This window comes from Huijunlia imazamoxiresistens, from assembly GCF_037132455.1.
Lineage (GTDB): Bacteria > Bacteroidota > Bacteroidia > Chitinophagales > Chitinophagaceae > Flavisolibacter > Flavisolibacter imazamoxiresistens.
The window spans coordinates 1-17,097 of sequence record NZ_JBBBEI010000043.1 but is presented as its reverse complement, the minus strand read 5'-3'; the positions used below and the strand labels follow the sequence as shown (position 1 = coordinate 17,097).

The following is a 17,097-nucleotide window of genomic DNA, read 5'->3' as shown; positions in this document are numbered from 1 at the left end:
AAGGCTATTGCACGTTCACGATCACGGCGCCGTAGGCCGGGAGGGGAACGGAGGTCCCGGCGGGGGCGAACGGGTAATTCGCGATCAGCGGCTTGGCCTGCAGCCGCAGGCCGGCAGGGAGCTGCCAGTTTACCTTATCCGGACTGAAATTCAGCAGCACCAGCACTTTTTCCCCACCCAACGTGCGGGTATAGGCGTAGACCTTTTCGTTCGCCCCGTCCAGCAGTTCATAGCTCCCGTACACCAGCACGGGCCGGCTTTTCCGCAGCCCCACCATCTTTCGGAAGTAGTGCAGCACCGAATGGGGGTCCTTTTCCTGGGCCGCCGCATTCACCGTAGGGTAATCGGGATTCACCTTCAGCCAGGGCGTTGCGGTGGTGAAGCCGGCCTGGGCGGAAGCGTCCCACTGGAAGGGCGTACGGGCATTGTCGCGGCCGATGAAGGCTTGTTTTTCCAGGAAGGCTGCCGTATCGCCGCCCTTGCTTTTCAGGTGCTGGTAGCCGTTGATTGTAGAGAGGTCGCGGTACTCCCCGATGCGGTCGAACCGGATGTTCCGCATGCCGATCTCGTCGCCGTTGTAGCAGTAGGGCGTTCCCCGCAGGCTGAGGAGCAAGGTGGTGAGCATTTTTGCCGAAACGTCCCGGAAGGGTGGGCGGTCGTTGCCGAACTTGCTCAGCATCCGCGGCACGTCGTGGTTGCCCAGGAAAATGGCCACCCATCCCTTTTCGGTAAAAGCGCTGTCCCATTTGGAAAACACCTTTTTCAGGTCCGTCAGCTTATAGCCTTTGGGGTCGTTGCCCACGTCCATGGCTTCGAAGTGGTAGGCCATGTTCAGCTCGTTGCGGTGGGGGTCCACCAGGTTATGGGCGTCTTCCAGGGTGCTGCCGGCGCCTTCCGCCACGGTCAAGATGTCGTAGTGGCGGATCACCTCGCGGTTCATTTCCTGCAGGTAGGCGTGCAGGTTCGGCCCCATGCCGTAATACTTGATGATGTTTTTGTGATAACCTTCCGGCAACACGGGCCAGGTGGTGTCCTTGGAGGCGAACTGGAAGGCATCCATGCGAAAGCCGTCCACGCCCTTGTCCAGCCAGAACCGCATGATGCCGTACACCTCCTGCCGCACCTTGGGGTTTTCCCAGTTCAGGTCGGGCTGTTTGCGGGAAAAGTAGTGGAGGTAGTAGGCATTGGTGGTGGAGTCGTACTTCCAGGCGTCGCTGTTGACGTCAAAAAAGCTCCAGCGGGGCGGGGGCGTTCCTTTTTCCGCCGGCCACCAATGGTAATAATCGCGGTAGGGATTGGTGCGCGACGATCGGGATTGTCGGAACCATTCGTGCTCGTCGCTGCTGTGGTTGACCACCAGGTCCATAATCAGCTTGATGCCCCTTTGGTGCAGGCCTTTCAGCAGGGCGTCGAAGTCGGCCATGGTGCCGAATTCCTTCATGATGGCCCGGTAGTCGCTGATGTCGTAGCCCATGTCGTCGTTGGGCGAAGCGTAGATGGGATTGAGCCAGACGGCGTCCACGCCCAGGCTTTCGAGGTAATCCAGCCGGGAGCTAATGCCTTTCAGGTCGCCCACGCCGTCGCCGTCGCTGTCCTGGAAGGAGCGGGGATAGAGCTGGTACACCACCGCTTCCTTCCACCATTTTTTGTCGGGGGTTGCCCCTGCGGGCTGCTGCTGGGCGTGACTGCCCGACGGCAGCAATACACCGGATAAAGAGGCCATAAGCGCAAAGAAAAACTGTTTCATGAATAATTTTTAAGGGTTACCGCACTTCTTTCACCTGGAGCACCACGCTGGTACGGGCGCCCCTTACGTCCGGGTTGATACCCACCTTCATCAGAAAATCGCCGGTATACACCCTGGCGGAATCGATCGTGGATTTCGTGCCCGGGTACAGGTTAATTTCTGTTACCGTGTATTTCTTCTCGGGGTCCAGGCCGTTGTACTTCACCGGCAGTTCGGTGGCGGTCTGCAAAAAGCGGTTGCTGACCAGGTAATGGAACACGATGGCGTTGCTTTTCGCCGCGTCCACGTACATCAGGGCCGCCAGGGGGCCCTCGTGGGGACTGGCCAGGCGGTACTGGTCGCCCTGCCATACGATGTCCTTGAACGAATGGTAGCGGCGCACCGCCTCCTGCGCAAAGGTCTTGTCCGCCTCGCTTAAATGGCCGGCCACGATATCGAAGCCCAGCTTGCCCATGCTGGCCACGTCCACCTTGAACTTCAGGGGCTGCTTGCCCCAGTTGGTCACGTGGTTGTCGGTAACGATGGAAGGGAAGAAGTAGGAGTAATTCCATTGCAGGAACACGCGTTCCAGGGGCTCGGTATCGTCGCTGGGCCAGAACTCGGAAAAATATTTCAGGAACTCGTAGTCGCCGCGTCCCCCGCCGCCGGAGCAGAGCATCATCGGTATTTTGGGATACTTGGCGCGGATGCGCTGCAGCACCCCGTACAGCCCGCGGACGTATTCCACGTACAGGTGCGACTGGGGCAGGCCTTTTTGCTGCAGGTAAGCCGAGTAGGCGTTGTAGATGACGGCGTTGCAGTCCCACTTGATAAAGGCCAGTTCGGGGTTTTTGGTCAGCAGGTTGTCCACGATGCCGTAGACGAAGTCCTGCACCCGGGGGTTCGACAGGTCGAGCACCAGCTGGTTGCGGTAGTAGATCTCGGGCCGCTGGGGCTGGCGGATCACCCAGTCCTGGTGTTTTTCGTACAGCTCGCTTTTGGGGTTCACCATTTCCGGCTCGATCCAGATGCCGAATTGGACGCCTTCCTTCTGGGCTTCCCGCACCAGGTGGCCGATGCCGTGGGGCAGCTTTTTGACGTTCTCCTGCCAGTCGCCCAGGCCGGCATGGTCGTCGTTGCGGGGGTACTTGTTGCCGAACCAGCCGTCGTCGAGCAGGAACAGGTCCACGCCCAGCTCTTTGGCATCTTTGAAGAGGGCGGTGATCTTGTTTTCGTCGAAATCGAAATAGGTGGCTTCCCAGTTGTTCAGCAGCGTCAGGCGGCTGCCCTGCCCGTCCGGCACCCGGTAGCGGCGGGCCCAGGCGTGCAGGTTGCGGCTGGCTTCACCGGTACCCTTATGCGAAAAGGTGTAAATGAGCGAAGGAGTTTTAAACACCTGGCCGGGGGGCAGGGCGTAGGCCGAGGCAAAGGGGTTGATGCCGGCCACCAGGCGCAGGTTCTTGTAGCTGTCCACTTCGAAGTCGAGCCGGAAGTTGCCGCTCCAGGCCAGGTGGCCCAGCAGCACGTCCCCCTCGTTCTCCTGGGCGGGCCCGCCGAAGGAGACGATAAAATTCGGCGTCTGCAGCAGCATGGCCCGTGTGCCCAGCTTGGTATCCAGGGTGCGGATGCCCTGCGCCAGCTTTACTTCCGCCGGCTGCATTTCCTTTAAATACTCGCCCTGGAAGGAGGTGAGGTAAAAATCCTTCTGGGTAAAATGCAGGTTGGCCGAGGCGTACTTCTGCAGCGTTACCGGCTTTTTTTCGCTGTGGCGGATCTCCGTCCACTGCTCGATGACGTTCTCCTTTTTCCAGGCCTTGTACAACAGGGTCACCTGGAAGGGGTAAAGGGGGTCTTTGAGCACGACGGACGTAAGGGTGGTGTTCGCATCCACGTCCGTTACCTGGTGGCTCTGGTACAGCAGCTCCAGCGAGGGGTTGCCGTCGGCATGCGTCACCTGCAGGGCCGGTTCGGACAGGTTGATGGTGCCGGCGGCCGTGTAGGCAAAGTTGTAAATGCCGGCGTTGTCGTTGCTGAAGTGCTGCGTGCCCGCGATGGCGGCGTATTCGGCCGGTTGCTGCAGCGGCCTGCCGGCGTAGACCATGCGGAGGCGGTTGTCCTTATCGGTTTGCAGCACCAGGGCATTTTCGGAGGTGACGACCGGGATCACCACGTTTTGCGCCTGTACGGCGCCTGCGGAAAGGAGGGCAACGAGGCAGAGCAAGCGGGAGAACGTTTTTTTCATATCGGTTTCTGCTATTTCACGTAAAAGTTCGGAAAAGAAATTTTTTGGGGAACTAGTTCGTTGCGTAACCCGGGTTTTGCTGCAGGTTGGGGTTCACGGCCAGCTGTTGGGCCGGTATCGGGAACAGCAGGTTGCGGGGGTCGCTGGCCTCCTTCTCCTGCCAGGGCAGCAGCCATTTTCCAAACCGGATCAGGTCGGTACGGCGGTGGGCCTCCCAGTAAAATTCCCGTCCCAGCTCGTCCAGCAGCCCGTCGGCGGTCAGGGCGGCCATAGGACGGACGCCGCGCACCCCACGCACTTCGTTCACCAGGGCCAGGGCTTCCGCCGCCCGGCCGCTGCGCCACAGGGCTTCCGCCTTCATCAGCAGCACGTCGGCATAGCGGTAAAACACGAAATCGTTGTCGGCATTGCTTTCGGGGTGGGCGTAGTCGATGGGGTACTTGATGGCCCGGATGCCTTTCATTTCCAGGTCATGGCCCGTTTCGATCAGCCTGACGTCGCGTTGAAAGCTCAGCAAATTTCCTTTCCGGTCGGCCAGTTGCTTGCCGTTTTGATCATACTGGGGGCCTACGAGGAAGCCGGCCTTGATGCCCGCCACCTCGGTCATGCCGGGATAGTCGCCGCCGCGGCGCTTGTCGGCGCTTTCAAACTTGTCGTAAAAATCCGAGAGGGTGCTGAAGCCGTTCCAGCCGCTGGGCGCCTGGTTGATGTGCAGGGCGGCTTTCCAGTAAAAATTCACGAACCCGCCTTCCACCCCGCCCAGGTTCTCGCCGGTGAAGATATTTTCTTTGGACAGCAGGTTGTTCTTCGGGGCGAAGTTGTCGTAATAATTGGCAGAAAGGGCATAGCGGCCGGTGGCGCTGATCTCGCCCGCCAGGGCAATTACCCGGTCCATGTCGGCTGCATCGAAAGAAGGGTGTGCCCGGTCCAGGAAAGCGCCCTTGTTCAGTAAACATTTCATCAGCAGCATGCGGGCCGCGTCCTGGTTGGCCCGGGTGGCGCCCGTTGCGGGCAGGTGGGGCAGGGCGGCGGTGGCTTCGCTGATGATGAAGTCGAGGGCTTGCGGGGCATGCAGCACCTTCGCCGGCTGCAGCAGGTCCTCCCCGGCTTCGCGGAAGGGCACCTGTCCCCAGGCGTCCAGCACCGACAGCATGGTAAAGGCCCTCAGGAACCGCGCTTCGGCGGCTTGGCGGGCAGGAGGGTTAAACCGCAGCAGGTTGGTACAGGCGTACTGGGCCTGCAGCAGGTTTTTGAAGGTGCTGGCCAGCTGGATGTGGTCGGCGTTCCAGTTGTGGGCGTGCAGCACCCGCCACTGGCCGTTGTCGTCCCAGTCGGGCCCGCGGGTGGGCACGATGGCTGCGTCGGAGGTCACCTCCTGCAGGGCGAAGAAGGTATTCAGATCCATGTAGGGGGCACGCAGGGCGTTGTAACAGCCCTTCAGCATAGAATTGATGTCGGGGTTGGCCAGGGCCTGCTGCTCGGTCAGGTCGCCTTTCAGTTGTTCGTCCAGCTTGGAGCAGCCGCTGGCGGCAAGGGCGAGGGTAAAGGCAAAAAAGATCTTTTTCATATAGAACAATTGTCCGGGTGAGGGTGAGTTAGAAAGAGGTGGTAAAACCGATGAGGAGGGTACGGGCCGAAGGGTAGGGCTGGTCTTCGATGCCGAAGGAGGTAAAGCCGTCCACCGCTTTATCCGTGTTCACTTCGGGGTCGAAGCCTTTGTACTTTGTTAGAAAGAACAGGTTCTGGCCGGTGAGGTAGAGGTTGGCGTTGCGGAAGGTGGAGCCGATGTTGCCCAGCTTGTAGGAGAGGGTGGCATTGGCCAGCTTCAGGTAGTCGCCTTTTTCCAAAAAGCGGGTAGAGGCGGAGAGCGGGCTGGAGAGAGCTTCGGGTACCGGCAGCTCCATCAGGGAGGCGTCCACGTTGCGCTTGCCGAAGTTGCCGATGGGCAGTACGGCATTGGCGGTGTTGTTGTAGAGGTAATGGCCGAAGGCGCCGTTCATATTGGCTTCCAGGGAGAGCTTTTTGTACCCCAGCCGGGTGGTGAAGCCCAGCAGCTTGGTCGGGTTGGGCGTGCCGGCATAATCCGCCGCAGCGTCCTTGCCGTAGAGGGGCTGCCCGTTGCCGTCGATGCCGGTAAACTGTTTGAGGTAGTAAATATTGAGGGGCTTGTCGTTCACGATCCGTTGTACGGTCACCCCGCTCAGGCCGGGACCGTTCAGGGCGCCGGTGTTCACAAACGGGCCGGTATAGTTCGTCAGGCGGTTTTGCTGGAAGGCAGCGTTCACGCCCAGGTCCCAGGTGAAGTCGCCCCCGCGGAGGACCGAACCGTTCAGTAGGATCTCGGTGCCGGTATTGACGATGTTGCCCGGCAGGTTGATCCAGTAGCGGGAGGAGGGGCCGGGCAGGGAGGCTTCCAGGTTGAACAGCATGTCCCGGGTATTCTTGCGGTACACGTCCATGCTGCCGGAAAGGCGTTCCCCGAACAGGCCGAAGTCGATGCCCGCGTTGGTCTGCACCGAGGACTCCCATTTCAGGTTGGGGTTGGCCAGGTTGGCCAGGCCGATGGTGCCGGGACCGGTGAAGGCGTAGCGGGCCTTGGCGGCGCCGGCGGGGAACTCCTGGTTGCCGGTGCGGCCCCAGCCGGCACGGAACTTCAGGCTGCTGATGGCGGCTTGCTGCAGGAAGGAAAGTCCGCCCAGGTTATAGGCCGCGGCAACGGAAGGGAAATAGCCGTACTTGTTATTAGCGCCGAACTTGCTCGAGCCGTCGGCCCGCAGGGTGGCGGTCACCACCAGTTTATCCTTATAGTTGCCAATCAAACGGCCGAAGGCCGACTGCAGCTCCGATTCCGGGTCGTTGAAGGAGGTGAGGCTGCGGCTGGAAACGCTGCTGTACTGCAGGTAGTGGGTATACGGCACATCGCCCCCGGCGAAGTCCAGCGCCCCCACGGAAACGCCCTGGGTCACGAACTTCATGTATTCATAGCCCAACAACGCATTGACCGAAAAGCGATCCGACAGCTTTTTGTTGTAGTTCAACGTATTCGTCCACTGGGTGGTGAGGAGCTCGTTGTTGCCGTAAGCGGCATAGCCCCGCTTTTCCATGGCGGCCATGTTCACGTACGACGCCAGCTGGGTGCGGCGGATGCCGGTGCCGTAGTGCACGCTGTACTGCATTTTGTACTCGAGGTGGGGCGTGAATTTATACGAAGGGGCGACGGAGGCCAGGATGTCGGTAGTTTTGGCCTTGTCGTCAAAACCTTCGGAGAGTACCAGGGGGTTTTTGTCCGAGCTGCCGCCGCTGATGGTGTTCAGCGACCCGTCGGGGTGGCGCAGCGGGCGGGTGGGGTTCCACTGCAGGGCGGCGCCGATGAGGCTGCCTTCCGACCCGTTGCCGCTCGAGATGGGGGCCAGGTTTTCCACCGTCTGGGCGGTCAGCAGGCCCAGGTCGATGCCCAGCTTTTTGCTTTTCCCGAACTTGTACGAACCGCTGAGGTTAGCGGCGTACTTTGCAAAACCCGATTTGCGGACGATGCCTTCCTGGTCGATATGGCCCAGCGAAAGGCGGTAGCGGCCATCGCTGTTGCCGCCGGTGATGGAGGCGTTGTAGTTCCGGGTACGTCCGGTGCGGGTAATGGCGTCCAGGGCATCCACGTCGGAGCCGTAGTCGCCCGAGCTCAGGCCGTATTTCCGCAACCCGTCCCGGTACCGGGCGGCGTTCAGCACTTTTAGTTTTTTGGCGATGCGGCTGACGCCTGCCGATACCGACAGGTCTACCTGCGGCGGGCCGGCCTGCCCTTTTTTGGTAGAAATGATCACCACGCCGTTGGCGCCCCGCGAACCGTAGATGGCCGCCGCGGAGGCGTCTTTCAGCACCTCCATGGAAGCGATGTCGTTGGCGTTGATAAAGTTCAGGGGGTTGCCGCCGGGGGTGTTGCCCAGCACGTTCGAAGCAAAGCCGGGGCGGGCGGTGCCGCCGTCGAGGGGCACGCCGTCCACCACGAACAGGGGGTTGTTGCCGGCCCGCACGGAGGAGTTGCCGCGGATGCGGATGGTGGTTTGGCCGCCGGGGGCGCCGCTGTTGTTGGTGATCTGCACGCCGGACACCTTGCCCTGGATCAGCTGGTCGGGGGCGGAAAAGGCGCCCTTGTTAAAGTCCTTGGCGCTGACGCTGGCGACGGCGCCGGTCAGGTCTTTTTTGCGCATGCCGCCATAACCCACCACCACCACGTCGTTCAGCGCCTTGGGTTCCTGTACCAGCTGGGCGCTTATGGTGGCCTGGTTGCCCACGGGAATTTCTTCGGGGGCATAGCCGGTGTAGGAAACGGATAAGACGGCGCTTTCGCCGGCCACGTTCAGGGTAAAGGTGCCGTCGGCCCTGGTGACCGTGGCGTTTTTGGTTCCTTTCTCGGTTACGGTGGTTCCGGGCAGGGGCTCACCGTGGTTGTTAGAAACTTTCCCCGAGACGGTTCGTTGCTGTGCCGCGGCGCCTAGGGAGGCGAGCAGGCAGGTCATCACATAGACAAGTGGGCGCATGTTGCTGGTTTTAGGATGCTTATTGATGTATTCGTTAGTAATTGCTAAGCGGCATAGGCGGCTAAAGAGAAAAGCTCTTTGCCGGGGCGGCGTATGGTTTTAATGAAAACACAGCGGTTTTTAAACCGCAGGCGCCAGTAATTGAAGACGCGTTCCTGGTGCAGGAGAAATGGGGCGGTCGGGTGGGCCAGGTAGTCTGCAATAGCAGCCAGTGACCAGGTAGTGGGATAGGCTTCTTTCATATGACAATCCTGAAGGGTGAAGTAATCGTTTGACCCCCCAAAACTATCGGCCAGAAAGGGCGGAAAAGCGGTGAAACGGGCATTGGGGAGTGCAAACGATTGCGGTAATGTTTGCGGAAAGGTTTGTTGTGGAAAACTTCTACCTTCAGGGAATCCTAAAACTTGCCGGTGAAGCCCAACATTACCTTGAAGAAGATCGCCGAAACGCTAAACCTGAGCATTTCCACGGTATCGCGGGCCCTGAAGGACCATCCCGATATTTCGGCGGAGACCAAGGCCAAGGTGCACGACCTTGCCGGGATGCTGGAGTACGACCCCAACCCCTACGCCATCAACCTGCGCACCAGCAACAGCAAGGAATTTGCGGTGATCGTGCCCGCCATTTCCAACTTCTTTTACCATTCCTTCCTCACCGCCCTGGAAGAGGAGGCCACCCGCTACGGGTATGCAATCCTGATCTATCGTTCCAACGACGACCCCGGCCTGGAGGCGGAGATCCTCAAACGCTGCCGGCAGAAACGGGTGTCGGGCATTTTCGTTTCCATCACGGCCCGGACGGAGGAGGTGGGGCCCTTCCTGAAGCTGGAGGAACAGGGCATCCCGCTGATCTTTTTCGACAAGGTGCCCCGGTACGAGGCCTGCAACCAGGTCTGCGTGGCCGATACGGCGGCCGCCGTGCTGGCGGCCGAGGCCCTGGTACGCCGGCGCAAGACCCGCATCCTTTCCCTTTTCGGCAATGCCCATATGTCCATTACGCAGCAGCGGCTGAAGGCGTATACCGGAATTTTCCAGCAGGCGGGGGCGGGGGCCCTGATCGTGGAGCATGCCGACAGCTCGCTGGAGGCGGAGCAGCGGACGCTGCGGGCCTTTAGCGGGGCGGAGCGGCCGGATGCGGTCTTTTGCATGAGCGACGAGATCCTGGTGGGGGTGATGAAGGCGGTGCAGAAGCTGCGGCTGTCGTACCCGCAGCAGGCGGGGGTGGTAGCCATCAGCGACGGCTTTATCCCGCAGCTGTATTATCCCGAGATCAGCTATGCCGAGACCAGCGGCTTCAAGCTGGGCAAGCTGGCCTTCAGCCGGATGCTGTCCTGCCTGGCCGGCAGCACCTTCGTGCAGCACCTGACCATTGATTCGGTCTTTATCGACGGTGGCTCCTTATAATGTTCCCCCTGCCCATGAAGGTTAGAAAGCAAGTAAAAATTCAAAGCGTGCAAGGAGTGCTTCGGTAGGGGTCCCGCCCTGGATCACCCGTAGCTTTTGCTCCTCCTACCGGGCATTTCGCCGCGGCGGATCCCGTTCCCCAAGCTCTGCTGCGCCACAGGCTTAAAGGCCAGGTTGTATTCATTTTTTCACGAATAATTATATAAATCCACCCTGCTCTTTTTTGCTTCCCCGCTATTTTTGGACACTTTTTTATGAAAAGGGTCCTGCTCATAGTGCTTTTGCCCCTGCTGCTGCTCTTCCTGGGTGGCGTCCGGCTCCTCCCGGCCTTCGATGCCCCGGGTGCGGCCACTTATGAGCTGGCCTTTGAAGAGGCGGAACCCACGGACCAGGAAGCGGGGGAGGACGAAGACGGAAGAGGGGAGTGCGAAGGCCTGTTTCCTGTCTTTCTCTCCGCAACTTCGTTTAGCGGCACAGCGAACTTTTTGTGTATATCGGGTGTTGACCTGTGCAGGGATCCTTATTTGCCTTACCGGACGCCCCCTCCCGACCGTTGCTGATTTTTTAATGCTGTGTTCCCTTGCGGGAAACGGCTTATGCATTACTTAATCAGTAAACTATCGTTGTATGTTCCCTTCTTCAAATCCTCTTGCACGGATAGCCCGTCTGGTGCGGGAGGAACGAACCGAGATCAGTTCGATTTATTTCTATGCCATTTTAAACGGGTTGATCCAGTTGTCGCTGCCCCTGGGCATTCAAGCCATTGTAGGCTTTGTGCAGGGGGGTGCCGTTTCCACTTCCCTTATCGTTCTTATTGTGCTGATCGTGGCAGGGGTGCTGTGCACCGGCTTGCTGCAGACCGGCCAGATGAAGTTTATCGAACGCATCCAGCAAAAGCTGTTTGTGCGCTATGCCTATGCCTTTGCCGGTCATATTCCCCGGCTCGACCTGAAAAGCGTGGACGCTTATTACCTGCCCGAGCTGGTGAACCGGTTCTTCGAGATCCCCACGCTGCAGAAAAGCCTTTCCAAGCTGTTGCTCGACTTTCCCTCCGCCACCATCCAGATCCTCTTCGGCCTGGTGTTGCTCTCCCTGTACCACCCGGTTTTCATTTTCCTGGGCCTGCTGTTGGTGGGGATCCTGGCGGTGATCTTTTACTTTACCGGCAACCGGGGCCTGCAGAGCAGCCTGGCCGAAAGCAGTCATAAATATGCCGTTGCCGGCTGGCTGGAGGAAGTAGCCCGTGTAGTCAAATCCTTCAAGTTTTCGGTAAACACCGGGCTGCACCTGAAAAAGACCGACCAAAAGGTCATCAGCTACTTATCCGAGCGGAAGGCCCACTTTTCCATCCTGCTGTTCCAGTACCGGGCGCTGGTAGCGCTGAAAGTGCTGGTGACGGCCGCCATGCTGGTGGTAGGCTCCCTGCTGCTGCTGAACCAGCAGATCAACATTGGCCAGTTCGTTGCCTCGGAGATCATTATCCTGCTGGTGATCGGGTCAGTGGAAAAGCTTATTGTAAACCTCGACAGCGTTTACGACATCATTACGTCCATAGAAAAGATCAACAAGCTGACCGAAAAGCCGGCGGAGTCCGAAGGAAAGTTCCTGCTGCCCGAAGGAGAGGGCGTGCGCGTGGACCTGAAAGAGGTGACCTTCGGCTATACCGAAGGCGCTCCCGTGCTGCGCGGGGTTACCATAGCTGTAAATAAGGGCGAGAAGGTATGCATTACCGGCACCAACGGGTCGGGCCGCTCCTCGCTGCTGAAGCTGCTGACCGGCGCCTACAACAATTTTAGCGGCTCGGTGCTGATCAACGAAATTCCTATCGGCAATTACCAGCTGCAGGCCCTGCGGGCCCAGACCGGCCTGCTGCTGCACCAGCAGGACGTGTTCCATGGCACCTTGTGGGAGAATATTTCCATGGGGGCCGAGGACATCGATAAAGCTTATGTGCTCGACCTGGCGCGGCAAACCGGCCTCCTGCCCTTTATTTCCTCGCTGAAGGAGGGCTTCGACGCCGAGCTCGACCCCACAGGCAAGCGCCTGCCCCGCAACGTGGTGCAAAAGATCCTGCTGGTACGGGCCCTTGCCCGCAAGCCGCAACTGCTGCTGCTCGATGAGCCCGGCGAAGGCATCGAGGCCCAGTACCAGCAGCAGATCCGCAACATGCTGCTCCACGGCATGGAGGGCGTCACCCTTTTGGTAGTCACCCAGGACCCGGAATGGATCCGGCAGTGCCACCAGGTGATCCGACTTTCTCATTAATTCCCTGTTCTCATGACCGCTTTCGTTCGGGTACCAGCCCGGACACGGCGCCCGGAACGCAAATATTCCCCTTATGACACATCATGAGCTCGCTGCTTACCAACACATTTACCTGCACGGTAAAAAAGGGCATATCCGCCACTGGTATGCCGGCTTCCTTTTGATCCTTGTCCTGCTGCTGTTTTTACCCTGGACCCAGACCATCCGCGCCCGGGGCAACGTCATTGCCCTGCGGCAGGAGCAGCGTACCCAGGAGGTCAATACCCTTATTTCCGGCCGCATCGTTGCCTGGGCCGTTAAAGAAGGCGACTACGTACAGGCCGGCGATACGCTGGTGCAGCTATCGGAGATCAAGGACAGCTACCTCGACCCCCGGCTGCTGGACCGCACCAGGGACCAGATCGATGCCAAAAAGACCAGCATGGATTATTACGGGGGCAAGGCCGCTGCCAGCGCCACCCAGGTACAGGCCTTGTCCGCCGCCCTTTCCCTCAAACTGGAGCAACTGCAGCGGAAGCTGCAGCAGACACAGGTAAAGATCCAAAGCGACAGTATGGATGTGGTAGCCGCTATCAACGAGCTGAACATTCTTTCACTGCAGTACAAACGGCAGCAGGCGTTGTACGACAGCGGGCTGGTATCGCTGACCCAGCTGGAACAACGCAACCAGGTTTACCAAAATGCCCTGGCCAAGAAAATCGGCGCCGAAAATAAATGGCTGAACTCCCGGCAGGACCTGGGCATTACGCGGATCGAGATCAGCGCGGTGCGGCAGGAATACGCCGAAAAGATCTCCAAGGCCGAAGGAGACCGTCTCCAATCGCTGTCGCAGGTAGCTGCCGGGCAGGGCGACCTTGCCAAGCTCGAAAACCAGTATGCCAGCTACAGCATCCGCAATGGCATGTACGTGATTACGGCCCCGCAGTCGGGGCAGGTGGTCAAGGCCAAAAAAGCCGGCATCGGCGAAGTGCTGAAGGAAGGGGAGATGCTGGTGCAGATTGTTCCCGGCCGGATTCAGTATGCCGTGGAAATGTATGTGCGGCCCATTGACCTGCCGCTGGTAGCGCCGGGGCAACGGGTGCAGTTCCAGTTCGAAGGCTTTCCCGCACTGGTATTCACCGGCTGGCCCGAGGCCTCCTACGGCATGTTCTCCGGCCTGGTTTCTTCGGTGGAGCGTACGGTCAGCGACAACGGCAAATTCCGGGTGCTGGTGGTCGAAGACCGGTTGCGGAAGCCCTGGCCGCCGGGGTTGATGGTCGGCACCGGCGCCAGCGGCATCGCGCTGCTCAACGATGTACGGCTGGGCTACGAAATCTGGCGCAACATCAACAGTTTTCCCCCGGATTATTACAAAAAGAAAGAAGAACCTGCTAAGAAGTAAGCCATGAAGAAGATTTTCACCACAATGCTGCTGTTCGTCCTGGCCCGGGCCGGGGCGCAACAGCGGGTGCTGACCCCGCAGGAATTCCTGCAGATCGTAAAAACCTACCATCCCGTGGCCCGGCAGGCGGCCCTGCGGGTGGACATGGCCGCAGCCGATATGGTTTCGGCCCGGGCCGGCTTCGACCCGGTGGCCCGGTATAGTAACGACCGGAAAGAACTGGACAATACGCTTTATTACCACCAGCAGGTGTCGGAGATCCGGATTCCGACCTGGTATGGGCTGGATGTGCAGGCCGGCATGGAGCGGCTGGACGGCAGCCGCACCCATCCTTCCGATACGAAGGGCGCTTCGGCCTACCTGGGTTTCAGTATGCCGGTGGTCAAAGACCTGCTGATGGACAAGCGGCGGGCGGCGCTGAAGCAGGCCCGCATTTTCCGGGAGTTTTCGGAAGAAGAGCAAAAGGCCGTGGTCAACAACCTGTTGCTGGAGGCGTGCAAGGCTTACTGGGCCTGGTGGGAGCAGCACCAGGTGGCGGCGCTGTTTACCACGGCCCTGCAAAATGCCGAACAGCGGCTGCGCCTGGTGAAGACGGCCTGGGCACTGGGCGACCGTCCCGCCATCGATACGGTGGAAGCCCTGACCCAGCTGCAGGTGTTCCGGATGCGGCAAAACGAGGTGGAGACCGGGGTGGCCAACGCCCGGCTGGAGTTGGGCGTTTACCTCTGGCAGGCCGGGGAGGCACCCTACGACCTGCCGGAGGCGGCGGTACCGAGGGCGGTGCCCTTTCCGGCGGCGGCACCCGACCTGGCCTTGCTGCTGGCCACGGCCGACCGGCACCCCGAGCTGGAACAGTATAAGTACAAGCTGGAGGGCCTGCAGGTGGAGCGGAAACTGAAGTTCCAGTCGCTGCTGCCTTCGGTTTACGTCAAGTACAACCAACTGGGCAAGGGTTCTTCCCTCTCCACCCTTACCAAAGCGGCGCAAAGCCCCTGGCTCGAAAGCAACTACCGTTATGGCCTGTCGGTATCCCTGCCCCTGCGCTTGTCCGAAGGGCGGGGGGAATACCGGAAGGCCGGCATCAAGCTGGTGCTGGCCCGGCTGGAGCAGCAGAACAAGCGGGCCGGCATTCACAATAAAGTAAAGCAGTACCACAACGAGTGGCTGCAGTTACTGCGGCAACATCGGCTGCAGGAGGAAGGCATCGCCCTGTATGCCACCCTGCTGCGGGGGGAGGAGCTGAAGTTCCGCAATGGCGAGAGCTCGCTTTTCCTCCTCAATGCCCGGGAGCAGAAGCTGCTGGAAGCCGAACAAAAACGGATCGAGCTGCAGGCGAAAAGCGGGAAAGTTCTGGCCGGCCTGTATGCGGCCGCCGGGGCCTGGCCGGATACGGAATGGTGATCCTCCGTATCCACGACAAGTGGGAAGAATTTTTTACCAGGCGGGCTCCGCCCCTGCAGCCAGACCACGGAAGAGGAGAGCGAACCTAAGGGAAGGCATTAACCCATAAGCCTATGAAAAAATAAAAACCCCTCCGGAGGGAGGGGAAGATGGATAAGGCGTTGATAATTTCGTCGGTTCAGGATAAGGACGCCTCTGGTTTTTCAGGATCTGGACGTTTTCAAAAGGTACTTACGGATAAAACGGGCTTTTCCTGGATAATGGAATCGAACGGTTTGGACTTTGGATCTCGTTTTTGGATTTTCAGGCTTTCAACAGGTATCGGATCGTTTAATAAATCAAAGATAAAACGCTTGGAAGAGCCTTACCGGTTTCCTTCGGCGAATGCCCTCCTTTTGAAGGTGAACCATTTTTGAAAAGGAATCGTTAAGGGTATAATAGCGAAATGCAGTAAGAGTAAGGGGCTAGGACCAACCCACGTTCACTTCAGAAAGCCATTAAGGAGTAAGCGTGAAAGGAGTCCTTCGTTCCAGTTCCTTGATCCAATGTCATTCAGTTAAGGGGGAACAATGAAAATACTTTATCACAAGAGGCTCTTTTTCAAATTAGGGAATGTTACAGCCATTGCCCTGTAGGGGGGCACCCAGGCAAGCCTAAGAAAGTGGAGGCTATCGACGGTCCCCTGGACAAATTACCATGGTAAGGCCGAGGGGTTAGGGGTGGATCAGCGGCGGCAGGATTACCTAAGGCGCCGGAAGATGAAACGCTAATGGCCGTGGGGGTAATTAAGGGAAGGGGGGCGGCGCAGGAGGAGACGATATGGATGGCCGAGGGAAAGTGGTTGATAATATGAAAGTTGCGGGATGTTGTTTCTGCGGACAGGCAGGCTTTCTTTAGGGAGAGGTGACCCTTTTTAACCCGGGTCTGGATGGGCTTTAAAAAGCGGCTGGGACAGGGAGCGCGTTTCCGTATATATATTTATCTTTAACTGCGCCATAAAGCCGAGCTGTGATTCAGGTGGCGAAGCTATGTGCAAACCATTCCAAGATAAGGGCAGATAATGTGGCGCAGATTGGGTATTCCATTTGTTGATGGGCATGTTTGCATGGTGCAGGGTTGCGTTTTCGGAGTATTTAATTTTAATCAGGCGGCTTCGCATTGAAAATAATAATACTCCAAATGCGAAACCGGCATAAATTGATTTTATGGAACTTAAAGGCCGAAAACCATGTCGGCGCGAAAATTCTTAATTTCGGATAATAAGCCGTTGCATGCAATTTCAAATGGCAGTTTTCCTACATCATAACGACATAACGGTTGAGCTGTTTGACGACACTGCATTTACTCAAACTGCTGACAGTCCAACCTCCTACGACAAAGTCATTCAGGAGGAGAAGGATAAGGAGTTTTTGCCAAATTCTCAACATGCAATAAAGGTATATAAAGGTGAAAAGCTCATAAAGACTGCAATTGTTGTTGCAAGTGGCGGTGGAACAGGAGTTCAAGAGGATACTGCCCTAATAGACGAGAAAAGTCTAATTGTCCGGTGCTGCAATAAAGTTTTCAGCTTGTCCTTACCTGACTTGAATATTAACTGGGTGACAGAACCTGATTGGGCAACCTGCTTTTCGGTTCACAAGTATCAGGATACGTACATTACCCATGGGGAGATATCCATTGCGAGAATTGATAAGAATGGAAAGGTGCTTTGGAGTTATAGTGGAGCAGACATTTTCGTTTGCCTTTATAAAGGAACCCCATTTGAAATGCACGACGACTTCATTGAGCTAACCGATTTTAACGGCAGCAAGTATAGAATTGACTATAACGGCCAGACAATCAATTACGAACTATCAGACTATTATTACCAACAACCTGTGGCAGTAATAATGAAGCCCCAAAAACCATGGTGGAAGTTTTGGTAGCCACTTGGACTAAACTGCATGCAACATCGGCTTGCCAAAATACGGGCTGACGAACATCCAGTGACCTAATTAACTTTACCAAGCAATAGAACAAAGGCTGTACTGAAGTGCCTTGGAATCCCGTACTTCGGCAAGCCTTCTGACGTTAGCCGTAACAATTCATATGACCGAGGAGGAAAGTTATAGTAATAATATACTATTTTTTATAGGAGACATAAA

Annotated in this window: 11 protein-coding genes; 6 read left to right on the top strand and 5 right to left on the bottom strand. The window is 58.0% G+C overall.

All coding sequences use genetic code 11. The features are described 5' to 3' along the window. Positions 1-4: 4 nt before the first annotated feature. From V9K67_RS25415 to V9K67_RS25395, 5 genes are read right to left on the bottom strand one after another with little or no spacing between them, the layout of a single operon-like run. Positions 5-1,747 carry a glycoside hydrolase family 13 protein gene (locus tag V9K67_RS25415; RefSeq protein WP_336727664.1) on the bottom strand — a complete coding sequence of 581 codons (1,743 nt, stop codon included), beginning with the start codon at positions 1,745-1,747 and terminating at the stop codon, positions 5-7. Between the two features lie 16 nt (positions 1,748-1,763). Next, positions 1,764-3,968, bottom strand: coding sequence for an alpha-galactosidase (locus tag V9K67_RS25410; protein ID WP_336727662.1), 2,205 nt, complete (start codon positions 3,966-3,968; stop codon positions 1,764-1,766). A gap of 52 nt (positions 3,969-4,020) precedes the next feature. Continuing rightward, on the bottom strand, positions 4,021-5,535 hold the full coding sequence (locus tag V9K67_RS25405) for a RagB/SusD family nutrient uptake outer membrane protein (RefSeq protein WP_336727659.1): 1,515 nt from the start codon (positions 5,533-5,535) through the stop codon (positions 4,021-4,023). 28 nt (positions 5,536-5,563) lie between these two features. Then, entirely contained in the window at positions 5,564-8,503 is a 2,940-nt protein-coding gene (locus tag V9K67_RS25400; protein ID WP_336727657.1) for a SusC/RagA family TonB-linked outer membrane protein, read from the bottom strand. A 44-nt stretch (positions 8,504-8,547) separates the two neighbouring features. Beyond that, a complete protein-coding gene (locus tag V9K67_RS25395; protein ID WP_336727656.1) occupies positions 8,548-8,745 on the bottom strand; it encodes a hypothetical protein in 198 nt (65 codons plus the stop codon). 168 nt (positions 8,746-8,913) lie between these two features. On the opposite strand from V9K67_RS25395, the gene V9K67_RS25390 reads away from it, so the two are divergent. The 6 genes from V9K67_RS25390 (at position 8,914) to V9K67_RS25365 (ending at position 16,878) form a co-directional block, all read left to right on the top strand. Next, positions 8,914-9,906: a LacI family DNA-binding transcriptional regulator gene (locus V9K67_RS25390; protein WP_336727655.1), complete on the top strand. Its 993-nt coding sequence runs from the start codon at positions 8,914-8,916 to the stop codon at positions 9,904-9,906. A gap of 254 nt (positions 9,907-10,160) precedes the next feature. Beyond that, a complete protein-coding gene (locus V9K67_RS25385) occupies positions 10,161-10,466 on the top strand; it encodes a hypothetical protein (RefSeq protein WP_336727653.1) in 306 nt (101 codons plus the stop codon). Positions 10,467-10,533: 67 nt separating this feature from the next. Further along, complete coding sequence (locus tag V9K67_RS25380; RefSeq protein ID WP_336727652.1) at positions 10,534-12,171, top strand: peptidase domain-containing ABC transporter; 1,638 nt, start codon at positions 10,534-10,536, stop codon at positions 12,169-12,171. Between the two features lie 73 nt (positions 12,172-12,244). Then, complete coding sequence (locus V9K67_RS25375) at positions 12,245-13,552, top strand: HlyD family secretion protein (RefSeq protein ID WP_336727651.1); 1,308 nt, start codon at positions 12,245-12,247, stop codon at positions 13,550-13,552. A 3-nt stretch (positions 13,553-13,555) separates the two neighbouring features. Beyond that, positions 13,556-14,953, top strand: a complete 1,398-nt coding sequence (locus tag V9K67_RS25370) for a TolC family protein (RefSeq protein WP_336727649.1) — start codon at positions 13,556-13,558, stop codon at positions 14,951-14,953. A gap of 1,271 nt (positions 14,954-16,224) precedes the next feature. Further along, on the top strand, positions 16,225-16,878 hold the full coding sequence (locus V9K67_RS25365; RefSeq protein WP_336727648.1) for a hypothetical protein: 654 nt from the start codon (positions 16,225-16,227) through the stop codon (positions 16,876-16,878). Positions 16,879-17,097 lie beyond the last annotated feature (219 nt).